This is a genomic window from Flavobacterium sp. GL_143, assembly GCF_057834355.1.
In genome coordinates, this window is sequence record NZ_CM174401.1 from 1245883 (window position 1) to 1272475 (window position 26593).

The window sequence follows — 26593 nt, forward strand, 5'->3', positions numbered from 1 at the left end:
AGCTGTTTGCTACTTTTGCAAAAAAATAATATCATGCCTTCATTCCTAAAACTAATAATAAAAGAAGTAAAACGTGAAACTGCAACTGCTGTTTCAATACTTTTTAATGTTCCTGAAGAACTAAAATCAAACTATACTTTTATTGCAGGACAATATATCAATTTACGATTAACACTAGATAATAAAGAGCTTCGTCGTGCTTATTCTATTTGTTCATCTCCAGAAAGTGGTGAATTACGCATTGCTGTAAAAGCCGTAAAAAACGGAGTTTTTTCGCAATTTGCAACTACACGATTAAAAGCTGGTGATGTACTAGAAGTAGGTAAACCCGAAGGTAAATTTACATTTGAACCCGAGTCAGAAAAACAAAAAAACTATGCAGCATTTGTTGCTGGAAGCGGAATAACTCCTGTACTTTCTATCCTAAAATCGGTTTTAAAAAGTGAGCCAAAAAGCTCTTTTGTATTGGTTTATGGAAACAAAACTGTCGAAGACACTATTTTCCACCAAGAATTACACGATTTACAATTGCAATATGTAGGGCGCTTATTTGTACATTATGTTTATAGTCAAGCTAAAGTTGAAAATGCTTTGTTTGGTAGAATCGATAAATCGGCAGTAAATTTTGTGTTGAACAACAAGCATAAAGAATTACAATTTGATAAATTCTATTTATGCGGTCCTGAAGAAATGATTAATACCGTTTCGGGAATCTTAAAAGAGAAAAACGTAAAAGAATCTGCTATAAAATTTGAATTATTTACTTCTTCTACACAAGAAAATAAAATTGATACTTCATTAGAAGGACATTCTAAAATTACTGTTTTAGTAGACGATGAAGAAGTTTCTTTTGAAATGTCTCAAAAACAAACAATTCTTGATGCAGCATTAAAACAAGGAATCGATGCTCCTTATTCTTGCCAAGGCGGAATTTGTAGTAGCTGTCTTGCTCGTGTAACTTCGGGTACTGCAGAGATGAAAAAGAACTCAATCCTAACCGATAAAGAAATCGCTGACGGATTAATTCTTACTTGTCAAGCACATCCTACCTCTGAGTCTATTTATGTAGATTACGACGACGTATAAAAGATTAAATTCCAAATAAAAAAAATCCAAACTCCAACTTTATAATTGGGATTTGGATTTTTTTTTGTTTTATAATTATGTTTACAATCATTGTCTTGATGAAAATCTTTGTCTAGAGCTGAAATTACAATAAAAACAAATTTTTATTAAAATATTGCCAAATTTTCATTATTTTAGTGGTGTTATTAAAGTAATCGCAACCTCATGTTTTACATGATTTGTAGAGCTAAATCAAATTTGTCAACACGTTTAAATATTAAATATTATGACAATACATCACTTCCTTCGTTTATCATTTGTAGCAATTTTTGTAATAACAGCTCTTATTTGTATCTACTTTATAATTAAAAAACACCGAAATAAAAAAGGTCCCAAGTTACTTACTGAAAAAAAATATAGCTCAACAATGCTTGGCAAAATGACTGAAATAACAGTTTTTGACAATATCTTTAATATTTGGCCTTACGTAAGCAAATTAAAAAGTGCTAAAGTGCTATCCCACAAAATTAAAGAATCTCAATTGGTGCATAAAGTTTATAGAAATTCAACCGAAGATTTTGAACACATTTTGCTGCCTACAGAAAAAGAAAATCATTTTATTATAATTGTTGCTGATAGGAACAAAAAGAAAACAATTGGGTATTTTCTCCATGATTTAAATGGATTATATGCTTAACTGTATTTTTTGAACAATTTCATTTGGAGAAATACTTCTCATCGCATCCTCATACCCTTCTACCATTTTATTTCCGTAAACAGAAGTCGGTAGTTTTGGATATTGATTTCGGTCTGAAGTTAATGCGTTTTCTAAACTCTGATTAAATGGTAAAAATCCTGCGTATGGATGTGTAGCACCCCAAAGTGTAATTACTTTTACACCCAGCATTGCTGCTATATGTGCATTTCCTGAATCCATAGAAAGCATAACATCTAGATTACTAATAAGTTGTAATTCTTGCTGAAATTTGATTTTCCCAGCCATATTAACAACATTCTCATACGGTTTAGAAAATGAATCCAGAATTTCAATTTCTTTTTTTCCTCCTCCAAAAAGTAAGATGGTATGATTTTTATTTTCTGCTAGTTTTGCTATTACTTCCTGCATTAAATCCAGCGGATATACCTTAGAATCGTATTGTGCAAAAGGGGCAATTCCTATTAATCTTTCATACTTATTTCCGATTAAATCAACTATTTCCTGACTTAAAATTGGTTTTGTAGGGAAAACAGGATTCGATAAATCCAATGGAAATCCTAGTTCTTCAAACACTTTTTTGTGTCGTTCAAACATAGTAAGCAATGGCTTGAAGATTTTATTCTCAGCTCGCATCAATGCCTTTTTCTCTTCTCGGGCTTTATCAATAAATGCAGTTTTTTTTCCGCTTAAAGCGAAAAAAGTACGAACAACTTTAGAGCGTAAAACGTTGTGCAAATCGGCAAAAGCATCAATATGTAGCTTTTTTAAATCTTTATATAAACGTACTAATCCTAAAAATCCTTTATGACGTTCTTTATCATCAAAAACAAAGAAAGTCAGATTCGGAATTCCATCAAAAAATGGTTTAAAGAATGGGCGTGAAATTACCGTTAATTTTACCTCAGGATACTGTTTTACAAAAGCGCGTAAAACAGGAACCGTCATGGCAACATCTCCCATTGCGGAGAGTCTCATGACGGCTATATGCTTAATTTTATTGGACAATTCTGCCAATTATTTTTTATTTTGATATAAAACAGGATTCAAATCATCGTCGTTGTACATTTTCATTTGTTTGTACACTTTCATGAATTTATCACCGTTCTCAATGTCAGTTAACAAATCATCAATTGCAGTTGATAAGTCACTTCTTTGTTCTAAAAGTACGTTTAATTTTTCCTGGCATTTATCTCTATGCTCTTGTGAAGCTTCTGCACGAGTAGCTTCTTCATTCATATGATAAATTTTTAAAGCCAAAATAGATAATCTATCAAATGCCCATGCTGGACTTTCAGAATTGATTTTGGCACCGTCTTTTACTTTTACATTGCTGTATTTTTGTAAAAAATAACTATCGATATATTCCACCATATCAGTACGTTCCTGATTAGATGCATCAATCCTTCTTTTTAAAGTAAGTGCAGCAACTGGGTCAATATTCGGGTCACGAATAATATCTTCAAAATGCCATTGTACGGTATCAATCCAGTTTTTTAAATATAATAAATGTTCAAATTTATCTTTAGGATATGGATTGTTTATTGGCTGATCAACATTATCAAATTTATGATAATCTTTGATACTTTGTTCGAATACAGAATATGCTAATTTTGAAAACATGTCTTTAAATTTTATAGATACAAAGATACTTTTTATACTTTTATAAAAAAATATCAAATCATAAATCTATTTATAACAAATTAGGTTTTAAAATAAATTTAAAAATACCATCATGCAGATTCATTATTTATCCGAAAATAACAGCGTATTAAACCATTTTTTAGGTCAGATACGAAATATAAAAGTTCAAAACGATAGTATGCGTTTTCGAAGAAATATTGAGCGGATTGGTGAAATTATGGCGTATGAAATAAGTAAAGACCTATCTTATAAAAACGTAGAAATCGAAACACCGCTTGGTATCAAAAGCACTACCGAAATTGATGACAAACTTATTTTATGTTCTATTTTACGTGCTGGATTACCACTACATATTGGATTTTTGAACTACTTTGATGAAGCCGAAAATGGTTTTGTTTCGGCATGCAGACATCATCCTAATAATGATGCTGAATTTGTTATTTTGGTCGAATATCAAGCCTTATCTAGTATAAATAATAAAACCGTTTTATTAATCGATCCAATGCTCGCCACTGGTCAATCGATCGTTGCTGTATATGAGAAATTAATACAAAATGGTGCACCAAAAGAAATGCATCTTGCTGTTGTAATTGCTGCTCCAGAAGGTGTTGCTTATCTAGAAAAACATCTGCCAGATTCTTGCCATTTATGGATTGCTGCCTTGGATAGTAACTTAAATGAGAAAAATTATATTGTTCCAGGATTGGGTGATGCCGGTGATTTAGCTTATGGAAATAAACTATAATTGAGAGAAAAAGGTAAATAGACTACACAAAATCAAGACTCCATATACGATTTCGTTATTTAGTTTGTTTTGTGAAAACTCAATATGACTTGATCCCATAATAGCCAAAGGTGCTACTGTAAACAATAATAAATCGTTGCTTTTATTAGGAGATATTAAAAACACAATTATCCCTATAAAGAAATAGGCAACGATTTTTTTGTATGAAGAATGCAATAATAAAGGTCTGTTTGATAATGTTAACAACAACGAAACTACAAAAAACAATGCAACTGCTACATAGATTGATAGTGCTCCATTTTGGTAATTATTCGTAAAATAATTAATCCTAAAATCAAGCGTTGCGCGGTTTTGAAAAAACGTAATTACATCTATATTAAACAATAATGACACTAATAGAAAAAGTGTAGCTATAGTAAAAAGAGCTATAAATGGTAAAATCCAGTTTCTATAATCGCCTGCAACGTGAAAAATTATTGATATAAATACCAATATAAGAAATAAAATACACCAAAATTGGAACAATGAAGCCAATAGAATCCATAATGAGGCATCAAATATTTTTTCTTTAGATGATTTTAAAGATTGTAATGATAACAATCGACGAAGAGCTAATAACACAAAGAAATTGGCAAGTAATACATTAGGGTTATTTAGTGCCGACGGAAAAAACAAGGATAACAATAAATAAAAGAATATCGTGTAGCCATTGTCTTTACTAAGTCCGTTTTTCTTGACAACAAAGTTGGTTATCAACATAGATCCTAATACAACTATCAATAAACTTATTTTTTCTGAAACTGAAATAAGCGATTTTACCCAAGAAATTTCTTGAAATTGATAGATGAAAAAGAAAACCAGCATTAAAATTACGACCAATGAATAATTTAATGGTGTAGATTTTTTAAAAACACTTGTTATCATAAGGATATTTTATACTTTTGTGACTGTAAATATAATACTTGTTTAAAAAGGAAACCAACAAGTTGAAATAAAGATTCTGATTATCGGGATTTATAACTTCAATGTGTTACAAAACAATAAATAACAAAATAATTTTATAAATTATGACAACTTTTTTTGAAGGAATACAGTACTTATTCGTAAACATTTTATTTGCTCCACTTGATTTTTTACGTTCATTAGAACTTGTATCATGGTTTGGTGCTAATACAATTAACTGGATTTTCATGATTATCTGTGCAGCTGCAATGGTATATTGGATTAAACAATTACGCATTTTTGATGCAGCCGGAACAGAAAATCAAGATACTACGGCTCACTCTTTTTTAAAGTAAGTCGAAGCCAATATCTTTTCTAAAATACATCTTATCAAAATTTAGCTTGTCTATGTTTTGATAAGATTTTTTTATGGCCTCTTGGAAGTTGTCTCCATATGAAGTCACTGCCAAAACTCTTCCTCCATTACTTACCACATTGTTGTTATCCAACTTTGTTCCTGCATGGAAAACAATAGAATCTGAAATATTTTCTAATCCAGAAATTACTTTTCCTTTTTCAAAATCCTCTGGATAACCCCCTGAAACTACCATGATTGTCGTAGCACTTCTTGGATCTACCTCTAGAGAAATTGTATCTAGTTTTTCATTGGCTACAGCCAAGAACAATTCTACTAAATCAGTTTTTAATCTAGGAACTACAACTTCAGTTTCCGGATCACCCATTCTTACATTGTATTCTATAACGATTGGTTCATTCTTAACATTTATCAATCCGATAAATACAAAACCTTTGTACTCGATTCCGTCTTTTTGAAAACCTTCTATTGTTGGTTTTACGATGCGTGTTTCGATTTTTTCCATTAAAACAGCATCAACATAAGGAACTGGAGAAACTGCTCCCATTCCGCCTGTATTTAATCCTGTATCACCTTCGCCAATACGTTTGTAATCTTTGGCAGTTGGTAGGATTTTATAACTTTTTCCATCTGTTAATACAAAACAGCTTAGTTCAATACCATCAAGAAACTCTTCGATAACAACTTTTGAACTCGCTGCACCAAATTTTTCATGAACTAGCATGTTTCTTAATTCGGTTTTAGCCTCTTCAAGATCCTGAATAATCAAAACTCCTTTTCCTGCTGCTAAACCATCTGCTTTTAAAACATAAGGAGGTTGCAGCGTTTCTAGAAACTCACATCCTTTTTCTACAGTTTCTGCAGTAAAACTATCGTAAGCTGCTGTTGGGATATTATGTTTCATCAAGAATTCTTTGGCAAACTCTTTACTTCCTTCAAGTTGAGCGCCTAATTTTGATGGTCCGATAACCGGAATATGTTTTAAACTTTCGTCGTTTTTAAAATAATCGTAAATCCCTTTTACCAATGGATCTTCTGGGCCTACGACAACCATACCTATATTTTCCTGAATTACTAAGGTTTTTATCGCTTCAAAATCTGTTGGACTAATGTTTAAATTATGGGCAATACCAGCTGTTCCGGCATTTCCTGGTGCAACAAATAGTTTTTCGCATAGCGGACTTTGAATCATTTTCCATGCAAATGCATGCTCTCTTCCTCCTGAACCCAATAGTAAAATTGTCATTGTATAGTTGTATTTAGTTGTGGTGCAAAAATAATTGCTTTTAACCTTAAAACAGAATTAATTTTTAAAAAGTTGTTGGTTGTTGATCTTTAGTTGTTGGTAAATATTATTTTTGGTGAAATTTATGCTCCAAATGCTTCGACTTTTTGATCTTTCTCTTCTTATAAATGGATTTCCGATTAAGGAAGCTAAAACTGAATTGGATACCATTATTCAGTTTTCTGAAGAGGAACATGCTTTATTTATTCAACATAAAAAAGAAGAAATCGTTGCTTATCATTTGCAAAACAATTCATTTTATACAACATTAGTTGTTGCTGTAAATACCAAAAATTGGAATGACTTACCTGTTTTGAACAAACAGAATTTGCAAAAACCACTTTCTGAGAGGTTGTCTAAAGGTTATGCTATCAAAAACGTTTACCTCAACAAAACCTCTGGGTCAAGCGGAACTCCTTTTGTTTTTGCCAAAGATAAATATTGCCATGCCTTAACCTGGGCTTCGAATATTATGCGCTTTGGTTGGCACGGAATAAATTTTAATACTTCCTATCAGGCTCGTTTTTATGGGATTCCGATGGATTTTATTGGAAACAGAAAAGAACGTTTTAAAGATTTTTTAAGCAACCGTTATCGATTTCCGATTTTTAATTTATCTGATGCCGTTTTAGAAAGCTTTTTAAAAAAATTCCAAACCAAAAAGTTCGATTACCTCAACGGGTATACAAGTTCTATTGTTATGTTTGCTAAGTTTTTAGAAAAGAAAAACATCATATTAAAAGATATTTGCCCTAGTTTAAAAGTTTGTATCGTAACATCTGAAATGCTTTTTGAAAGTGATAAAATTCTTTTGAAGAAACAATTTGGGATTCCGATTGTTAATGAATATGGAGCATCTGAGCTTGATTTAATTGCTTTTGAAAATCCTGAAGGGGAATGGCAAATAAATGCCGAAACTCTTTTTGTTGAAATCTTGGATGAAAACAATCAGCCTGTTCCCAATGGAACTGAGGGCAAAGTTGTAATTACATCATTATATAATAAAGCCCATCCGTTTATAAGATATGAAATTGGCGACATGGGGATTCTGGATGAAAAAAGTACATTACAAAAGCCTATTTTAAAACAATTGATTGGTAGAACCAATGATATTGCCATTTTACCAAGCGGGAAAAAATCGCCGGGATTAACCTTTTATTATGTGACCAAAAGCATCATAGAAGACGATGGAAATGTAAAAGAGTTTATAATCAAACAAACGCAATTAGATTCTTTTGAAATAGAATATATTAGTGATAATGAACTCGATAAAAACCAAATTCAGAAAATAGAAGAGGCAATAGCCCTTTATCTGGAACCTAATTTAAACTTCACTTTTACCCGAAAAACAGTTTTAGAAAGAACCAATCGCGGAAAACTAAAACAGTTTAAATCTTATTTATAATATAAATAAAATCTTACATTTGTTTTTTTTAATTAAAAACTCATGGACGATCATTCTTTACTTTCTGAAGAAACTATTTCTAACAAAATATACTTTATCCGTAATCAAAAAGTGATGCTCGCATTTGATTTAGCAATGCTTTACGATGTTCAAACAAAAAGATTAAATGAACAAGTAAAAAGAAATTCATCTCGATTTCCAGAAGATTTCATGTTTCAACTTACGGAAAGTGAATTTGAAAACTTGAAGTCGCAAATTGCGACTTCAAGTTGGGGAGGAAGTAGAACATTACCTTTTGCATTTACGGAACATGGTATTCTCATGTTATCAAGCGTTCTAAAAAGCGATAAAGCAATTCAAACCAATATTCAGATCATGCGTATTTTCACGAAAGTGAGACAAATGCTTTTGGACACCACAGAGATTAAGGTTGATATCTTACAGATTCAAAAGAAGTTAGAGAATCATGATAAAAATATTGAATTGGTTTTTTCTTATCTAGACGAATTAACGGAGAAAAAAGAAGACGGAAATGAAAGAGTTAAAATTGGATATAAAAAATAATTCTCTTATTCTTCAAGCTTACAAGTTGTGACCTTAAAAACTTGATGTCGCAAATTGCGTCTTCAAGTTTTTCTCAAAGACTTACTAAAAAAGAATTTAAAAATTGGAGGTCACAAATTGCGTCTCCAATTTTCAAACAAAAAATAATACTTCAAGGCCTCAATTTGCGACCTTAAAGAATTATAAAAAATATGTCTTTATATATCTTGGTTTAATTACCAATTGTGTGAACAAAAACCGAGTCATATAGATACAGGAAACCACAAAATTAAACCCATGGAATCGTCTGTAAACACCAAAATTATGTTTTATCAATTTGAACTTTGAAGATGAAATAGAATCTTTTCTTATTCTATAATATGCTAATGATTCAGGGACAGGTTTTGCTTCTTTAATTTGTTTTAAAATCGTAAGCCACAAGCGCCAATCTTGCCTTTTTTGAGTCGCTTCTATTCTGATTTTTCCGAAAAATTCAACATCGTAAATTGCAGTTAAGTTCCCCACATAATTACAGAAGAACAATTCTTCGTAAGTTAAATTTATTGGAGCTTCTATCTTTTTGTTTAAAACATTCCCCTCTTCATCAATCCACTCATAAAAACTAAAAGTAAAAGGTAAGTTCTCATCTTTTAAGAACTGTATTTGTTTTTCTAATTTTAAGGGAAACCATAAATCATCAGCATCAAGAAACGCTATATACTTTCCATTTGCTTTATCTAAAGCTATGTTTCTGGCAAAACCATTTCCTGAATTTTTTTCTAATTCAGTTAGTTTTATTCGATTATCGTCTTGAGCAAATTCTTTTATTATTGCTACTGTATTATCTGTCGAGGCATCATCTACAATAATAATTTCCCAATGAGAATAACTTTGGTTAAGTACTGATTGTATTGTAGAGCGGATGAAATTTTCGCAATTGTAGGTAGGGATTAAAATAGAAACTAAATCCATTAATATGCTTTTTCATCGCCTTTTAGCGTATTATAAACGGTATCAAAAATGATTTTTATATCTAATAAAATAGACCAATTTTCCATATAAAAGATATCGTATTTTACGCGATTGATAATGTCTTTATCTGTTTCGACTTCACCACGAAAACCACTCGTTTGGGCTAATCCTGTAATGCCTGGCTTAACAAAATGACGTACCATGAATTTATTAACCTGTACGGCATATCTTTCGGTATAACTAACCATATGCGGTCTTGGCCCAACTACTGACATATCGTTTTTTAGAACATTGAAAAACTGAGGTAATTCGTCAATGCTGGTTTTCCTCATAAATCTACCAAGTTTAGTAACCCGAACATCATTTTTAGTAATCTGATTCAAATGGGCCACATCATTCAATTTCATTGATCTAAACTTATAACAATCAAACTCTTTATTATTAAGTCCGTTTCGTCTTTGTTTAAAAAATATAGGTCCTTTGGTTTCTAATTTTATTAAAATGGCTAAAATTGGTGTTAACCAGGAAAGTAGTCCAATTAAAATTGTTAAGGAGAAGACAATATCAAAAGCACGTTTAATAACTTTATTAAATTTATCATCTAATCGAATATCTCTTAGTTTTATAACTGGTATGTAGTCATAATATTCGAACATGAAATTTCTGAAAAATATTTGTTTTTCGTCAGGAATAAATTTTAATGTCTTCAAATTATTATCTGCAAAATGAATAATATCTCTCATTTGTTGTTGAGATAAATCGGTCATCGAGCAATACATTTCATCTATTTTATGTACTAAAACAAACTCCAGCATTTTATTAATATGATCTTCCTCTTCACTTTCAATATCAAATATATGGATCAGTTTATAGCCGTAATCCAGATTTTCTGTGAAGAAGTTTTGCAGCGGGGTAACACTTTTGCTATTTCCCATTAAAACAACTCGTCTGGAATTACCTCCATAAAGAACTCTATATTTTTTTAGGAAAAAATAAACAGAAAACTTAATTGTTAGTATCACCAGGAAAGATGCGCTAATAAATACAATCACTGCAGGTAAGCTTATTTTTTGAGAATAAAAATAAGCTATTGCAAATGTTATTAAGCTAAATAAAACATACTGACTGAGTGCACAATTTAAGATTGCAATTACTTTGGTATATCGATATACTTCATAAAAACCTAAATGAACTGCGATACACAGCCAAGCGACGCTTAAAGCTATAGGAAATGCTATTTGATTAACAGGAAAATCAATTATATAAACCGCAAATACATTGATGATAATTAAATCTATCAAATATGAAAAGGGTCGGATATAACCTGAATATCTTCCTGTTTTTGTCCGCATTTATCTTATATAGTTTGAAAAATCTTTATGTTCTTCTTTTGATAACTCTTCTTTAGAAAGTGATTTAAAATAATCATATGTGATTTTCATACCGTCGGCACGATTTACTTTTGCTTCCCAACCAAGTAATTCTTTTGCCTTTGTAGTATCTGGTTGGCGCTGTAATGGATCGTTTATTGGTAAAGGATGGTAAACTACTTTTTGGTTTGTTCCTGTAAGTTTTATAATTTCTTCAGCAAAATCTTTAATAGTGATTTCATCTGGATTCCCAATATTAACCGGATACACATAATCTGAGTGTAGTAATCTGAAAATTCCTTCTACCTGATCATCTACATAGCAAAATGAACGAGTTTGCATACCATCGCCAAAAATCGTTAAATCTTCGCCACGAAGTGCCTGACCGATAAAAGCAGGAATTACACGACCATCATTAAGTCGCATTCTTGGCCCGTAGGTATTAAAAATACGTACAATTCTGGTTTCTACTCCATGAAAAGTATGATACGCCATTGTTATTGATTCCTGAAAACGTTTTGCCTCATCATAAACTCCACGTGGTCCTATTGTATTTACATTACCATAGTATTCTTCTGTTTGTGGGTGAACCAAAGGATCTCCATAAACCTCAGATGTTGAAGCTATCAAAATTCTTGCTTGTTTTACACGAGCCAATCCTAGTAAATTATGTGTTCCTAATGAACCTACTTTTAAGGTTTGAATAGGAATTTTTAAATAATCTATCGGGCTTGCTGGTGAAGCAAAATGTAGTATATAATCTAAATCTCCAGGAACATGTACAAATTTTGTGATATCGTGATGATAAAATTCGAAACTTTCAAGTTTAAATAAATGCTCGATGTTTTTTAAATCACCAGTAATTAAGTTATCCATTCCGATAACATAATAACCTTCTTTTATAAAACGGTCGCAAAGATGTGAACCTAAAAATCCTGCTGCTCCTGTAATAAGTATTCTTTTCATTGTATTTTTTGTATGTGGCAAATGTAATTGAATTTATAAATTACATTCTTTAAAATATTGTAATCTAATCTTTGCGATAACATCAATCGCAAATTTGTTTTTATCAAGGGTACAAAAGTACCCTTGTATACTAATGTTATTATTTTACGTTAAAAATCTGCTCTAGAATTTTTATCGTAATCAAATATGTTGGTTTTACACCTGTTGTTCCTAATCCTCCAGAAGCCAAAGTACTTCCTGTTTCTAATGGGTTATCTGATGCATAATAAGCATATCTAACTTTTATATCATGCGGAACGCTTTTTCTAATTTTTGAAGCCGATTGAATTGCTTTTTGGTAATATGATCCTTCCATTTCCAGACCAATAACGCTCCAAGTCGATTCGTGGAAGAATTTTAATAAATCACGGTTTTGTAATGATGTTCCTAACACGGTAACCATTGCCCCTTCAAAAACTGCAATATCATTTCCTTCAAACATTGCTCCTTTTAATTCATTCTCGAAAAAGTAATTATCAGCCGTTCCTTCATTTATATGTGCTGTAGGAATCATGATATCTCCTTTTCCTCCTTCTAGAATCCCTGCTTTACCCATAATCGAAACCGATTTTACGTTAAGTAGCGTATCTTTTTTATAAGGTTTTAGTAACTCATCGATTGTTTCATAAGCTTGTTCTCCAAACGCATAATCCATAACTATGATTACTGGTTTTTTATCTCCTAAATCGGCTTTTGGAAAAGCTGTTTTTGCCCAATCAATCTTAGCCGTATCAAATATTTGTACGTCGATATTTGTTCCTGAAGTATCCAGTAACGAAATCATTCCATTTTTCAAGGCAATTGCTTCAACATCTTTACGTATTGCATTTGCCCCCGATTTACTTAATTCTTCATAAATAAAGAAATCAGACTTGTCCTTGAACTTAGTTTTTAAAACTGGTGTTGCAAAGATAGAATTCATTACACTATGCATATTAGCACTTATAACATGTATAGGACGGTCAAGAAGCGCATTTGCTTTTAAAACCTCCTTGATGTTTGTTGCCCAGATTTCTCCGTGAATATGGTGTCCTAAACGCTCTCGCAAAATAGGACTGAATGTAATTGTACGTTTATTATTCTCAACAACTTCTTCGATTGCTAATTTTCCTAACCAGTAAATGATATGTAAAAACCTGTCTGGTTCAGCTTCTGATCCAAAAGCATCGTAGATATTAAGAACATCTTCAAATGTTCTCCCTAAGATATTTGCAACATGCGATATTGCTTTCTCTTTCTCTACAAGTGGTAACTTTTTGGTTTGCATTACTGCAAGTTCAAGTTTTAACCAATCGCGTGAAACTTCGCCTCCATCATCTAATAAAACTCTATTTCTGATTTTATGAGATTCGATAAAGATAAAAGTCAAATGCGTTAAAATATCATAGATATCAGAACGACCGCGAGTAATTTCCACATTCATTTGCTCCTCATCGATTCTATAGCAATTTCTTCTTCTTTTTGGAGGAACAATTGCTTGAAAATGCGATTTAGAATATCCTTCGTCTGAAGTTAAATTAATAAAACGACATTGTTCAATTCCTACCGGAAGTCGTTCTATAACATATAAAAGTCCGTTAAGTTCTACTTTCTCTTCGGCAATATTTCCGTAAATTTCTGGTCGTAAAGCTAATAATGCTTCACGTAATGTATCGCCCGAGATTCCCATTGGTTTATAAAAACCTCTGTTAAACAAATGGCGCATTGTAATGTACATTTTTTCGATAGCAGCTGATGATTCTTGTGCTCTTGATCTCGAAATGTTTTTTGATTCTTTCATGCTTAATATATTTTTTGAAACTTTTAAGTTTTATTCATTTTTTAATGCGTCTGCTATATCTCTGTTATTAGACAGTCGCGGAATTTTGTTTTGTCCTCCTAATTTCCCTTGAGATTTCATATAATCCTGGAAACCATTTTTAGTAACTTTAGTTATCACAACCTTTTGCAAAATATTTCCAGTAATTAAATCCTCGTAATAAATGTTTTGCTTTCGCATAGAATCATCTATTGCTTCGGCGAAAGTTAACATATTTTCTGGTTCATTTTCAAATTCTACAAACCATTCATGATATGGTAATCCTTCTGCTGGATTTATTTGTGGTGCAACAGTAAATTCATTTATACGTATATTGGTGTTTTCCATGGCTTCTTTCATAGCGTTTTCGACCTCATTACCAATAACATGCTCTCCAAATGCCGAAATATAATGCTTGATTCTTCCCGATACAATAATTCGATGCGGATATAAAGATGTAAACTGAACGGTATCTCCAATATTATAACCCCAAAGCCCGGCATTTGTAGATATAATCAAGACATAATTTATACCTAACTCTACCTCTCCTATTGTTAATCGTTTTGGATTTTCGCTAAAGAACTCATCTGCTTTTATAAACTCATAAAAAATTCCCGAGTTCAATAATAAAAGCATTCCTTTAGATTTTTGAGAATCCTGGTAAGCAAAGAACCCTTCCGAAGCAGGAAATAACTCAATACTATCTACTTTTCTTCCTATAAGGTTTTCAAACTTCGCGCGATAGGGTTCGTAATTAACTCCACCATAAATAAAGAGATTAAAGTTTTTAAACAAATCCCCTACTTTCTTTCCGCTTTTCTCTTCTAATCGCTCAAAATACATTTGTACCCAAGACGGAATTCCCGAAATAATAGTCATATCCTGATCTATTGTTTCACCGACAATTGCATTAATTTTAGTTTCCCAATCTTCAATACAATTAGTTTCCCATGATGGTAAACGGTTTTTTTGAAGATATTTTGGCACAAAATGAGCAGCAATACCAGATAAGCGGCCTAGTTTTATTCCGTTTTTTTCTATCAATTCAGGACTTCCTTGCAAGAAAATCATTTTACCATCTACAAAATCAGCATTTCCCGTTTCATGAATATAATGCAAAATCGCATTTCTTGAAGCTTCAATATGATATGGCATTGATTCTTTGGTAAGCGGAATATACTTTGCTCCCGAAGTTGTACCAGATGTTTTAGCAAAATAAAGTGGTTTTCCTTTCCAGAGAATATCTTTCTCTCCTACTCGTACTTTATCTATATATGACTTTAAATCTTCGTAATCTCTTACAGGTACATAGTTTTTAAAATCCTGAATGGTTTTTATTTTATCAAAGTGATGGTCTTTTCCAAACTCAGTATCTTTTGCCCCATTTATCAAACTCTTAAAAACCTTCATTTGAGTTTCGACAGGTTTTTTGGCCCAAGCCTGCGTATTGTTATAAATTTTGCTGGCAAATAATTTTGCAGCGACTGATTTTATAGACATTCTTTACTTTTGTTTTTTATCACTTTTATTCTTTTTAACAGAACTAGTGTTTTCTTTTTTTTCTTCGTTTGCCACTTCCTCACGCAGTTTTAATTCCTCTTCGGATGGGGCTAAGTTTACATCTTCCTCTTTTACTTCAACACTCGACAAGATTGAATCTTTATTAAATTTAGCATATTCTAATTGGCCTGTTAGCACTTTTTGAATAGATTTAATATAAGTTTCATTTTTCTTTAACGCCACCGTTAATGAATCAGATTTTAGAGCTAATTCAGTTGCATTTCTCTTTAATTCTGTTGATGAATATCCTGGTATAAATTCTCTTAACGGAGTAAATGCTATAATAAAAGTTGTAATTAATATTAAAAAAATTGCTCCAAGAGTGGCTACAACAAAAACATTCATGAGGTTAAGTTTGAAAGAAAAAATTTCTTCAAAAGTATCTTCGTTCAAAATAACCAAACGGTTTTTGACAAACAATTTCTTTCTAAACTTGATTCGTTTTAATTTTTTCTCAGACATCGTGGTACTTTAATTGACAAATATAATAATTAATACTGTTGATAAAACGGACAAAATGCAATAGGACTGCCTTTAAAATAGGTTTTTATTAAATATTTAACTTAACAAGAAATAAATTTTTTATAATAAAACCAATTCATATTAACTAATTCTGTATACCTTTGCTTTTATTATATACAAATTTGCTCCGGCAATTAATTATTCAATCATGGGAAGATTAGGTGTTACAGAAATCCTTGTTATATTAGCAGTTGTTTTATTACTTTTTGGAGGTAAAAAAATTCCAGAATTAATGAAAGGTTTAGGTAGTGGAATTAAAGAATTTAAAAACGCTGCAAAAGACGATAACAAAGAACCTGCTGATAAAAAAGAAGAAGAAGAAAAAAAATAGACTTTTTAGTTCTCAAGTCTTAAAATTCGAAATCCCAATAAATATATTGGGATTTCGAATTTTTTTTGTTTTATAATATCATTGTTAACTGAATACGCTTTCTATCCTCATCAACCTCAGTCACTTTTACATCTACATGTTGATGTAGTTTTACTACTTCGTTTACATCACTTACAAAACCAGCTTTAAGTTGAGAAATGTGAACCAATCCGCTTTCTTTAACACCAATGTCAACAAAACAACCAAAGTTGGTGATGTTATTAACAATTCCAGGTAATATCATTCCAGTTTTTACGTCTTTTATCGTTTTTACATTCGGATCAAATTCAAAAACCTTAGCCGATTTTCTAGGATCCAAGCCTGGTTTTTCTAATTCTTTGATGATATCCTTTAATGTTAATAAACCAATTTCTGGCGTGATATAATTCTCTGGTTTTATTAAAGCTGTTCTTTCTTTATTAGCAATAAGATCATTAACTGTTAGTTTTAAATCTTTAGCCATCTTTTCAACAATACCGTATGCTTCAGGATGTACTGCCGAATTATCCAGCGGATTTTTTGCATTGGTAATTCTAATAAAAGCAGCTCCTTGTTGATACGCTTTATCGCCTAAACGAGGTACTTTTTTTAATTGTTTACGATCTTCAAAAGGACCATTTTCCGAACGATATTGTACAATATTCTCGGCAAGCTTCTCTCCTATTCCACTCACATAACTTAATAAGTGTTTACTCGCCGTGTTTATGTTTATTCCCACCGAGTTCACACAACGAATTACGGTGTTGTCTAGTTCTTCTTTTAATTTTGATTGATCAACATCATGTTGATATTGTCCTACCCCAATTGCTTTTGGATCAATTTTTACCAATTCTGCCAATGGATCCGAAAGTCGTCGCCCTATAGAAACCGATCCACGAACCGTAACATCATAATCAGGAAACTCTTCACGAGCAATTTTAGATGCCGAATATACCGATGCTCCAGCCTCAGAAACTATAAATACCTGAACTGGTTTATCAAACGCGATTTTTTTGATAAAGAACTCTGTTTCACGTGAAGCTGTTCCGTTACCAATAGAAATTGCATCTATTTTATAAGAGTTTACCATCGAGCGAATTTTTTTCATCGCCATAGCATCTTCATGTTGTGGTGCGTGCGGATAAATAGTTTCATTGTATAACAAATCTCCTTTTTCGTCCAGACAAACCACTTTACAACCACTTCTAAATCCTGGATCAATAGCTAAAATTCGTTTTTCGCCCAATGGTGGCGCAAGCAATAACTGTCCTAAGTTATTAGCAAAAACCTGAATAGAATTAGCATCAGCTTTAGCTTTGGCCTCTTGCAAAGTCTCATTTCCTATAGCAGGATTCAACAACCGTTTATAACTATCCTCAATCGCTAACTGTATATGTGGTGTGGTGTTATTTTGTCCTTTTATAACAAGTTCATCAATAACATCATAAGCTTCGTCAATATCAACTTCGACTTTCATTTTTACAAATCCTTCGTTTTCAGCACGAAGCATTGCCAATAATCGGTGTGATGGTGCTTTTGTCAATGGTTCTGACCAATCGAAATACTGATTGAACTTTTGCGCATTTTCATCATCTTTCTTAGTCTTTACAACCTTGGTCACTATTGTCGATTTACGTTGGTATAATCTACGTAATTGCTTACGAACGTAAATATTTTCGTTAATCCATTCGGCAATGATATCACGAGCTCCTTGCAAAGCAGCTTCTTCGTTTATAACATTGTCATTAATATATTGAGTCGAAATAAAATCAACATCATCATTACCTTGCGACATAATGATTTTTGCCAACGGTTCAAGACCATTTTCACGCGCTACATCGGCTTTTGTTTTTTTCTTCTTTTTAAACGGAAGATAAAAATCCTCTATCTCTTGTAAATCAAAACTTTGTTCTATTTTTTGTTTTAATTCTGGGGTAAGCAATTTTTGTTCTTCTATCGATTTTAAAACCGCTTCTTTACGTTTTACAATAACTTCGTATTCTTTTTGCAGTTTTGCAATTTGCTCAATTACAACTTCGTCAAGATTTCCTGTAGTATCTTTTCGATATCTTGAAATAAACGGAATTGTACAATCTTCCTCTAATAATTTAACTGTGTTTTGAATGTTAATCGCTGCTGTTTGAACAGACTTAGCAATGAATTGAATATTAGTCATTCTTATTTAATTTTAACCACAAAGATGCAAAGTGTTTTACAAAGTTTGCAATGGTTTTAGTTATTTATTGGTTTAACGTTATCAAAATTGAACTAAATTTTTTAATTCTAATTTACTTTAGCTTTTTTTTATCCGGAGGCAAAAAGTTTTCTCCTGTTACTACACTTTTCCCTGTTTTATCTTCTAAAGCTATACGCGCATTTTTGGCAATAGCTCCTCCTTTTTTGCTTGCTTTCGCATTTTCTATAAGTCCTTTTGCTTCATCACTTTCAGCAATTTGTCGAGTAGAAAGTTCTGCTAAAGCGGTAAAAATTAGTTCTGCTTCAGACATATGGTCTCTTAAATTTTGAGATTCTAATCCTTTTACTTCCTTATGCTTCTTTACAGATAATCCAGTCCATTCCTGATGAATAATATTTGTAAGCATCGCAAATTCGTTCACTTTTTCTACTCCGGATTCTTTCCAGTAATCAGTCAATTTATTACGAGTCTCCTGCCCTGTCATTCGTTGTTGAATCCATTTCTCGCTTCGTCCTAAATTTTGCCAATTTTCACGAGCGCGATCTAAACTTTGAGCCGGATCAGCCAATTCTTGAATTCTTTCATAACCTACTTTAGCCAACCATTGCTTAAAAGGTTCTGCTTTTGGAGAAGGAATAGATTGAATTAATCGTAAAAGCTGTTTAGTATCAGCGACATCTGTAATTCTTTGTTTACCATCTGCTGCTTCCATTTTCAACTGTCCGATTTTATCGGACACTTCACTTCCCTCTTTTAAAAGTTTATTTTTTAAATCTGCCCAATATTTTCTAGGTCTATCAGTTCCAGTTAAAATCTCAATCACATCAATTACCGAGAAATACCAAATTTCCTTTTCAGCATCATAATGGCTTCTTACTTTTTTTTGCTCAAATAATTGTACTGGACTCATTGATTATGAATTACATTATTTATATTCTTTCCCTAAATTTTGATGGGACTAAAATAATATCTTTGTTTTTAATTTTAAGCCAATGAAAGTTTTATTAGTGTATTTTTTTGTTGTAAATAGTATTGCTTTTATCTTAGCCGGATACGATAAATATTTAGCTGTTAAACATAAACGTAGAATATCCGAAAATATGCTGTTTTCAATAACTGCTCTTAGCGGTTCTGTTGGTTTATTATTAGCAATGCTATTGTTTAGACATAAAACGAGTAAACCTTCTTTTATGATAAAGTATGCAGGTATTATTCTCCTCCAGATAGTGATTGCATCCCTTTTCTTTTTTTATTACTGTGATGCCGAAACTCTTGCTTGGTTTATGGTAAGTACCAATAAATAGTTTGTTCTTACGTTGTTAACAACTCCACAAATAACTATTAATCAAATAATTAAATCTAACATTTTAAAAAAATTTACTTCTAGTTTTTTTGTTAGATTCTTATTAGTAATGCTATTCTTCAAACATAAAACAAGCAAACTTTCTTCCGTCATTAAATACTCTATATTATTTTCTTTAAATAGTAATGCTGACTTTATAATTGCAATCAAAAAAATGTGTTGTTTTAATCAAATCCTTTAATAAAGAATGTTGTTTTCACATTGTTAACAACTCCATAAATAACTATTTATCAAACAATTAAAACTAACATTTTTAATTATTTAGTAGTACTACTTCTAATATGTACATTATAAACAATACTATTGTTTATGTATTAACAACTAAACCTTCTTTTATAATAAATAGAAGAACTGTCCTTGATAATCACAATCAAAAAGTACTATTTTGTTAACCAAATCTAGTAATAAAAAGTGTTGTTATTTCCATTGTTAACAACTCCACAAATAGCTATTTATCAAACAATTAAATTCAACATTTTTAAGAATTTACCAATACTACATCTGCAATATTCATTATTAACAATGGTATTCTATAAACATAAAATTACTAAACCTTCTTTTATAATAAATGGAAGAACTCTCCTAGATAATTAAAATCTAAAAAGTGCTGTTTTAAACATAGAATCCATTAATCAGTAGTATTCTTTTTATGTTGTTAATAACTCCATAAATACTTATTTATCAAATAACTAAATCATATTTTATATTAAAATAGTTAAACTGTCCTTGATAATCACAATCTAAAAAAATGCAGTTTTAAATATAGAATCCATTAATAAATAGTATAGTTTTTTCGTTGTTAATAACTCTATAATTACCTATTTATGAAGCTATTATATCTAAATATTTTTAAACGAAAAAGCCGGATGAATTTAAAAATCCGCCCGACTTACTATTTTATTGGTGCGAAGCACCCGTTTTTTTGAACTTTTTACTGACAAGCAATCTTATTTACTCTATTTTGGTGTCTTCCACCTTCAAATTCAGTATTTAAAAACGTTTCAACTATTTCTACTGCTTGTGGAATCGATGTAAAACGCGCTGGAATACTAATAATATTAGCATCGTTGTGTAAACGAGTTAAATAAGCAATCTCCTTAGTCCAACATAAGCCAGCTCTTACTTTCGGGTGTTTATTAACAGTCATTGCAATTCCGTTTCCGCTTCCGCAAATAACAATTCCAAAATCTGCCTTACCTTCAGATATATCTGTAGCAACAGGATGACCAAAATCTGGATAATCTACAGAATCCTCAGAATCTGTACCATAGTTAGTTACCTCATGTCCTTTTGCTTTAAGCATAGCAACAATTGCTTTTTTATATTCTGGTCCTGCGTGATCGTTTCCTATTGAAATTTTCATTATTAAGTTATATTAAGTTGTGTAGGGCAAATTTAACTAATAAATAAATGGTTGCCACAAATTTCCCTAATTTTCCCTAATTTTTTACTTAATAACTTTTAAAAACATAGTTTTAGTAATTGATAATTATTGATGAAATTTGTATTAGAAAAAGCTTAATATATAACTCACTTCATATCAAAAACTTAACACTTATTAACATTATTAACAACGCTATAAGTATCTAGTAATCAATGAAAAATAAACATCTTTTTTGTTAAAATTTTATATTGTTAATAGCAAAAGCTAATTCGTTGATATTCAGTTAACTTTAAATTAACATCTTTTGTTAATAACTACAGAAAGAAAATTAGAAGTTTTTTTTGGTTGTGTCATAAAAAAACCTAATCCAAAACTGGAACTTAATAACCTAATAAAGTTTGGTGAATTTTTAGAAAAGTTATCAATATCAAAAAGTACATTTTCAACAAATATCAACATATGAAGTTATCTACAAAATGAATTCATTTTAGGTTGTTAACCAATGTTAATTAAAATCTAAAAAGTCTTAGAAATTAATCCTTTAACAAAATATAAGTATGTTAATAACTCTATATAACTAAGAGAAACTTCATTTCAATGCTTTTAAAAATAAATTTATATGACATATTAACACACTATAATAACAACCAAAAATTAATTAAATTTAAATTTTTCTTTTTTTAATATATAATATATGTTGACAACTTTGAAAAATTGAAAAGAAAAAAAAATTGAGAATTTGAATTTATACGATTGAAAGTGGATTATTGAGGTTGTCAAGAATTTCCTGAACTCTTTCGAAATCCTCTGGATGAACATTGAGTTTGATCCCGCCCAAAGCTGCTGAGTAAAAAGGAGCCACCGATAAGGTCATTTCGTTCTCCAGGTAGTATGGAATGTCTTCTTGTTCTAGTAAGTGTTTTAGAACGACTGTTTCGTGCAGATAATTGAATGTAGCAATAGTTTTAAAGCTTTCCATAAAGGTCTTTTCGTAAAGATACGAAATGAGCATTATTAAAAATTTGTAGCTAACAGTAATTTAAGTATGCTAATTACAAATGACCTTTGAAAATCAATAAATATCTCCCTTTGAAAGTTATATTTTTAATAAAATGTACCCTAAAAAGTATTATCTGATATCTTCTTTGTAATTTTAAACCTTATAAGAAAAGATATATGAGTAAGAAAATTAGAAAACCGATAAAGAATGAGAAAGATTTCTCAAGTAAGATTATAAAAATTTTATCGCAACATGCTAATAAACCATTTAATTACAAACAAATAGGAGCGAAGCTCGAACTAGACGATACTAAAAGTCGTAACCAAATTATAAAAGATTTAAAGATTCTGGCTTCTCAAAATAAGATTGTAGAATCAGAACCAGGTAAATATTTAATCAAAGCAATTAGTCAGGATTATTACGAAGGTACGATTGATATGACAAGTCGTAAAACAGCATATTTTATTTGTCCTGATTTTACAGAAGATGTTTTTATCCCCACAAATAATTTAAATCGTGCACTAGATAAAGATAAAGTAAAAGTTTACGTTTATAATAGAAGAAAAGGGAAACGTCCTGAAGGAGAAGTAATTGAAGTAATTGAAAGAAATAAAACTGACTTTGTTGGAGTTATTGACATTCAGAACAACTTCGCTTTTGTCTCTACTGCAAATCCTAAAATGTACACTGATATTTTTATTCCAAAAGATAAAATAGGTGAGGCTCAAAATGGTGATGTTGTTTTAGTTACGATAGAAGATTGGCCAAAAAGAGCTGATAGTCCGTTTGGATCAGTAGTTAAAGTTTTAGGTAAACCTGGGGAACACGATACTGAGATTCATGCTATTCTGGCTGAATACGGTTTACCATCAGATTTCCCAGTAGAAGTAGAGGTTTATGCACAAAAAATAGATACATCTATACAAGAAAGCGAAATTGCTAAACGTCGTGATATGCGAGATACGCTTACGTTTACGATAGATCCAAAAGATGCAAAAGATTTTGATGATGCCTTATCTTTCAAGAAATTAGAAAACGGTAATTATGAGATAGGTATTCATATTGCCGATGTTTCGTATTATCTGGAGGAAGGAACTATCCTTGATGATGAAGCTTATCAACGTGCAACATCAGTATATTTAGTAGATAGAGTAGTACCAATGCTACCAGAAGTGTTATCTAACTTTGCATGTTCATTACGACCTAACGAAGAGAAATATACTTTCTCGGCAGTTTTTGAAGTATCAGAGAATGCACAAGTTATTAACCAATGGTTTGGTAGAACAGTAATATATTCAGATCAGCGATTTGCTTACGAAGAAGCACAATATATTATTGAAACAAAAGATAATACAATTCCAGAAGAAACTTCTATTACAGGAAGTTCTTATGTAGTTTCGGACGAAATTGTAAATGCAACTTTAAAACTGGATGAATTAGCAAAGATTTTAAGAAAGAAAAGAATGGCCAATGGAGCTATTTCTTTTGATAAAGTAGAAGTTAAATTTGATTTGAATGCCGAAGGAGAACCAGAAGGAGTTTATTTTAAAGTTTCAAAAGATGCCAATCATTTAATCGAAGAATTCATGCTTTTGGCAAACAGAAAAGTTGCCGAATACATTGGTAAACAAAAGAAAACATTTGTTTATAGAATTCACGATGAACCAAATGAAGATAAATTAATTGCAATGCAATCCGTAATTGCTAAGTTTGGTTACAAGATAGATTTCCGAAATAAAGGAGATATTTCTAAATCATTAAATGCTTTAATGGAAGAAGTTAATGGTAAAAAAGAGCAAAACTTAATTGATACTCTTGCTATTAGAAGTATGAGTAAAGCCAAATATTCGACAGATAATATTGGTCATTATGGTTTAGCATTTGATTATTATAGCCATTTTACATCCCCAATACGTCGTTATCCAGATGTTATGGTGCATAGATTATTGCAATATTATCTAGATGGAGGAAAATCTGTAGATGAAGAAACATATGAAACCAAGTGTTTACATTGTTCAAACATGGAAGGTTTAGCTACAAATGCTGAGCGTGATAGTATTAAATACATGCAGGTTAAATACATGCAAGATCATAGAGACGAAGAATTCCTTGGTGTTATTTCTGGAGTTACAGAATGGGGAATTTATGTAGAAATAGTTTCTAATAAATGCGAAGGTATGGTAAGAATCAGAGAGATAAAAGATGACTATTATACATTTGATGAAAAACAATATGCGCTTGTTGGAGCTACTTCAGATAAGATATTACAATTAGGCGATGAGATTTATGTTAAAGTTAAAAATGCAGATTTAGTTAAAAAACAATTAGATTTTCATTTTTTAAGAAGAGCAGAATAAACAGTAAAAATTTAAAAGGGAAAACATGAAAAAGATTTTGATTGGAGTTGCAATTTTATTTGTACAAATGTCATTTGGTCAGGTAACCAAAAGTTTAGGGGATTTTGATAAAGTGAAAGTATTCGATAAATTGAGTATTACATTAATTGAAAGTTCAGAAAACAAGATAGTTATAAAAGGAAGTAGAGAAAGTGAAGTAGAAGTTGTTAATAAAAACGGCGAACTAAAACTAAGAATGCCATTTCCTAAACTTATGTCTGGAAATGATATGTCAATTCAGCTTTATTACAAACGTATTGAAGCTATTGATGTAAGCGAAGGAAGTATTGTTACTAGTAAAGAAACTTTCAAGCAAACAACAATTGATTTAAACTCTAAAGAAGGAGGAGAAATCAATGTAATTTTAGATGTTGATAATGCCAAAGTAAGAGCAGTTTCTGGAGGAATTATAAAAGTATCTGGAAAAGCAACAAATCAAGTTGCTAATTTAGGTTCAGGAGGATTTCTTAGAGCAAGAACATTTAAGACCTCACAAACGACAATAAACGTTTCTGCGGGAGGAAATGCCGAAATCTATGCTACTACCTTAGTTGATGCAAAAGTGAGTGCAGGAGGCTATATTTACATCTATGGTAAACCAAAACAAATTAACCAAAAAACTGTTCTGGGCGGTAAGATTGAAGAGAAAGAAGAATAAATCGAAATTGTATTTTAATGATAAATGATATTTTAGCAGGGATTCCATGGGGAGTATTTTTAAGCTTTATGGTAGGCCCAGTATTTTTTATATTACTTGAAACAAGTATTACCAAAGGTTTTAGAGCTGCATTGGTTTTTGATTTAGGTGTAATTCTAGGAGATATTTTCTTTATAGCTATAGCTTATTTAGGAAGTTATAGATTAATTAAAAGTTTACAAGATAAACCAGCTCTTTTTATTTTTGGTGGTATAATCATGTTAGCTTATGGTATTATTTCGTTTGTACAACTCAAGAAAGAAGAGAAAATAAATGACGAAGAAATAGACCGTGATATTATCAAAAGAAACTACGGAAGTCTTTTCGTAAAAGGGTTTTTCCTAAACGTTATTAACATTGGAGTTCTTGGTTTTTGGGTTGCGATCATTATTTCAATCGGTCCAAAATTAGAAATGCAAACTTCTAGAATGATGACATTTTTTGTTACAGTAGTAGTAACTTATCTAGTTATAGATTGTATTAAAATTGTTTTAGCAAAGCAATTAAAGTCTAAGATGACACCATCTAATATTCTTAAAATTAAAAAAGGAATAAGTGTTGTTCTAATGATTTTTGGTTTTGTTTTAATTATTCAAGGATGGTTTCCAAAAGAAAAAGAAATGGTTAAACATGCTTTTGAGAAGATAGAAAAGTAATTGTTAATAACTACAAAGTATAGTTTTAAACCTCTCTTAATGAGAGGTTTTTTTATGTTTAAAAGCTTTGAAACTCTTTGTCAAAGTTCAAAACAAAGGGTATTAGGAACTTTCGCTTTATACAAAATAAACCACAAACTTGTCATTTCGACAGAGGAGAAATCTCCACGAGTAGCTCGACAATTTGTGTAAAAACTATGAGTTAGTTTCTTGAGAAGATTTCTCCTCTGTCGAAATGACAAAAATGCGCTGACCAACTTTAAACTTGAGATTTTATTAAAGTTTCTTACAGCCCTGGTTCAAAACTTTGACAAAGATAATTACACTCTCATATAAGACTTCAATTCCGCTCAATCTGACTGACATAAAGCAGTAAAAATTAAGCACAAAAAAAAGAGACACATTTCTGTATCTCTTTGAGGTATCGTCTGGATTCGAACTATATCTTTATCTAATTTTTTCTAAAAATTAAGCATAAAAAAAACCTTCAAATTTCTTTGAAGGTTTTTGAGGCATCGTCCGGATTCGAACCGGAGTAGGAGCTTTTGCAGAGCCCAGCCTAGCCGCTCGGCCACGACGCCATTGTTGAACGGATGGCAAAAGT

At 31.1% G+C, this 26593-nt stretch carries 25 protein-coding genes and 1 tRNA gene; 11 read left to right on the top strand and 15 right to left on the bottom strand.

Annotated elements, in window-relative coordinates:
• The first annotated feature begins 33 nt into the window (after positions 1–33).
• Entirely contained in the window at positions 34–1086 is a 1053-nt protein-coding gene (locus tag AC3IPI_RS05355; RefSeq protein WP_039113315.1) for a ferredoxin--NADP reductase, read from the top strand.
• Between the two features lie 418 nt (positions 1087–1504).
• Complete coding sequence (locus AC3IPI_RS05360) at positions 1505–1762, top strand: hypothetical protein (protein ID WP_489157615.1); 258 nt, start codon at positions 1505–1507, stop codon at positions 1760–1762.
• Here the strand turns inward: AC3IPI_RS05360 and AC3IPI_RS05365 are convergent.
• Positions 1751–2758: a glycosyltransferase family 9 protein gene (locus tag AC3IPI_RS05365; RefSeq protein ID WP_489157617.1), complete on the bottom strand. Its 1008-nt coding sequence runs from the start codon at positions 2756–2758 to the stop codon at positions 1751–1753. The genes AC3IPI_RS05360 and AC3IPI_RS05365 overlap by 12 nt on opposite strands.
• A 39-nt stretch (positions 2759–2797) precedes the next feature.
• On the bottom strand, positions 2798–3403 hold the full coding sequence (locus AC3IPI_RS05370) for a DUF4254 domain-containing protein (RefSeq protein ID WP_039113313.1): 606 nt from the start codon (positions 3401–3403) through the stop codon (positions 2798–2800).
• A gap of 112 nt (positions 3404–3515) precedes the next feature.
• On the opposite strand from AC3IPI_RS05370, the gene upp reads away from it, so the two are divergent.
• Positions 3516–4169, top strand: a complete 654-nt coding sequence (upp, locus tag AC3IPI_RS05375; protein WP_086895504.1) for a uracil phosphoribosyltransferase — start codon at positions 3516–3518, stop codon at positions 4167–4169.
• Here the strand turns inward: upp and AC3IPI_RS05380 are convergent.
• The gene (locus tag AC3IPI_RS05380) at positions 4164–5093 is read right to left on the bottom strand and encodes a DUF6427 family protein (protein ID WP_409417738.1); all 930 of its coding nucleotides are present in this window, start codon (positions 5091–5093) and stop codon (positions 4164–4166) included. The two genes, upp and AC3IPI_RS05380, sit on opposite strands and share 6 nt — an antisense overlap.
• A gap of 143 nt (positions 5094–5236) precedes the next feature.
• Here AC3IPI_RS05380 and AC3IPI_RS05385 point away from each other — a divergent pair, with 143 nt between their 5' ends.
• On the top strand, positions 5237–5467 hold the full coding sequence (locus AC3IPI_RS05385; protein WP_035620182.1) for a DUF6341 family protein: 231 nt from the start codon (positions 5237–5239) through the stop codon (positions 5465–5467).
• On the opposite strand, the gene purD is transcribed toward AC3IPI_RS05385, so the two are convergent.
• Positions 5459–6733, bottom strand: coding sequence for a phosphoribosylamine--glycine ligase (gene purD, locus AC3IPI_RS05390; protein ID WP_489157621.1), 1275 nt, complete (start codon positions 6731–6733; stop codon positions 5459–5461). The two genes, AC3IPI_RS05385 and purD, sit on opposite strands and share 9 nt — an antisense overlap.
• 133 nt (positions 6734–6866) lie before the next feature.
• Here purD and AC3IPI_RS05395 point away from each other — a divergent pair, with 133 nt between their 5' ends.
• On the top strand, positions 6867–8177 hold the full coding sequence (locus tag AC3IPI_RS05395; RefSeq protein WP_489157623.1) for a phenylacetate--CoA ligase family protein: 1311 nt from the start codon (positions 6867–6869) through the stop codon (positions 8175–8177).
• Between the two features lie 42 nt (positions 8178–8219).
• Positions 8220–8741: an ORF6N domain-containing protein gene (locus AC3IPI_RS05400; RefSeq protein ID WP_489157625.1), complete on the top strand. Its 522-nt coding sequence runs from the start codon at positions 8220–8222 to the stop codon at positions 8739–8741.
• 180 nt (positions 8742–8921) lie between these two features.
• On the opposite strand, the gene AC3IPI_RS05405 is transcribed toward AC3IPI_RS05400, so the two are convergent.
• From AC3IPI_RS05405 to AC3IPI_RS05430, 6 genes are all read right to left on the bottom strand, one after another.
• Positions 8922–9692 carry a glycosyltransferase family 2 protein gene (locus AC3IPI_RS05405; RefSeq protein WP_489157627.1) on the bottom strand — a complete coding sequence of 257 codons (771 nt, stop codon included), beginning with the start codon at positions 9690–9692 and terminating at the stop codon, positions 8922–8924.
• The gene (locus AC3IPI_RS05410; RefSeq protein ID WP_489157629.1) at positions 9692–11044 is read right to left on the bottom strand and encodes an exopolysaccharide biosynthesis polyprenyl glycosylphosphotransferase; all 1353 of its coding nucleotides are present in this window, start codon (positions 11042–11044) and stop codon (positions 9692–9694) included. Before AC3IPI_RS05410 ends, AC3IPI_RS05405 begins: the two co-directional genes overlap by 1 nt.
• Positions 11045–12028, bottom strand: coding sequence for a UDP-glucuronic acid decarboxylase family protein (locus tag AC3IPI_RS05415; RefSeq protein WP_035620191.1), 984 nt, complete (start codon positions 12026–12028; stop codon positions 11045–11047).
• 139 nt (positions 12029–12167) lie between these two features.
• Positions 12168–13847, bottom strand: coding sequence for a DUF6909 family protein (locus tag AC3IPI_RS05420; protein WP_039118619.1), 1680 nt, complete (start codon positions 13845–13847; stop codon positions 12168–12170).
• Between the two features lie 30 nt (positions 13848–13877).
• Positions 13878–15365, bottom strand: coding sequence for a GH3 auxin-responsive promoter family protein (locus AC3IPI_RS05425; protein ID WP_489157632.1), 1488 nt, complete (start codon positions 15363–15365; stop codon positions 13878–13880).
• Between the two features lie 3 nt (positions 15366–15368).
• Positions 15369–15887 carry a hypothetical protein gene (locus AC3IPI_RS05430; RefSeq protein WP_039118620.1) on the bottom strand — a complete coding sequence of 173 codons (519 nt, stop codon included), beginning with the start codon at positions 15885–15887 and terminating at the stop codon, positions 15369–15371.
• Between the two features lie 208 nt (positions 15888–16095).
• On the opposite strand from AC3IPI_RS05430, the gene tatA reads away from it, so the two are divergent.
• Complete coding sequence (tatA, locus tag AC3IPI_RS05435; protein ID WP_035620201.1) at positions 16096–16278, top strand: twin-arginine translocase TatA/TatE family subunit; 183 nt, start codon at positions 16096–16098, stop codon at positions 16276–16278.
• 70 nt (positions 16279–16348) lie between these two features.
• On the opposite strand, the gene AC3IPI_RS05440 is transcribed toward tatA, so the two are convergent.
• On the bottom strand, positions 16349–18472 hold the full coding sequence (locus AC3IPI_RS05440; RefSeq protein ID WP_489157635.1) for a Tex family protein: 2124 nt from the start codon (positions 18470–18472) through the stop codon (positions 16349–16351).
• A gap of 112 nt (positions 18473–18584) precedes the next feature.
• The gene (locus tag AC3IPI_RS05445) at positions 18585–19403 is read right to left on the bottom strand and encodes a BRO family protein (protein ID WP_489157637.1); all 819 of its coding nucleotides are present in this window, start codon (positions 19401–19403) and stop codon (positions 18585–18587) included.
• Between the two features lie 82 nt (positions 19404–19485).
• Between AC3IPI_RS05445 and AC3IPI_RS05450 the strand changes: the two genes are divergently transcribed.
• On the top strand, positions 19486–19797 hold the full coding sequence (locus tag AC3IPI_RS05450) for a DUF1294 domain-containing protein (RefSeq protein ID WP_489157639.1): 312 nt from the start codon (positions 19486–19488) through the stop codon (positions 19795–19797).
• Between the two features lie 990 nt (positions 19798–20787).
• On the opposite strand, the gene rpiB is transcribed toward AC3IPI_RS05450, so the two are convergent.
• Both rpiB and AC3IPI_RS05460 read right to left on the bottom strand, forming a co-directional pair.
• The gene (rpiB, locus tag AC3IPI_RS05455; protein ID WP_039113300.1) at positions 20788–21219 is read right to left on the bottom strand and encodes a ribose 5-phosphate isomerase B; all 432 of its coding nucleotides are present in this window, start codon (positions 21217–21219) and stop codon (positions 20788–20790) included.
• A gap of 766 nt (positions 21220–21985) precedes the next feature.
• Entirely contained in the window at positions 21986–22219 is a 234-nt protein-coding gene (locus AC3IPI_RS05460; protein WP_039113299.1) for a putative signal transducing protein, read from the bottom strand.
• Positions 22220–22416: 197 nt separating this feature from the next.
• On the opposite strand from AC3IPI_RS05460, the gene rnr reads away from it, so the two are divergent.
• From rnr to AC3IPI_RS05475, 3 genes are read left to right on the top strand one after another with little or no spacing between them, the layout of a single operon-like run.
• Complete coding sequence (gene rnr / locus AC3IPI_RS05465; protein WP_039113298.1) at positions 22417–24597, top strand: ribonuclease R; 2181 nt, start codon at positions 22417–22419, stop codon at positions 24595–24597.
• A gap of 25 nt (positions 24598–24622) precedes the next feature.
• Complete coding sequence (locus AC3IPI_RS05470; RefSeq protein WP_489157642.1) at positions 24623–25294, top strand: head GIN domain-containing protein; 672 nt, start codon at positions 24623–24625, stop codon at positions 25292–25294.
• Positions 25295–25311: 17 nt separating this feature from the next.
• A complete protein-coding gene (locus tag AC3IPI_RS05475) occupies positions 25312–25989 on the top strand; it encodes a LysE family translocator (RefSeq protein ID WP_039113295.1) in 678 nt (225 codons plus the stop codon).
• A 510-nt stretch (positions 25990–26499) separates the two neighbouring features.
• Here the strand turns inward: AC3IPI_RS05475 and AC3IPI_RS05480 are convergent.
• Positions 26500–26570 (bottom strand) — tRNA-Cys (locus AC3IPI_RS05480).
• Positions 26571–26593: the final 23 nt, after the last annotated feature.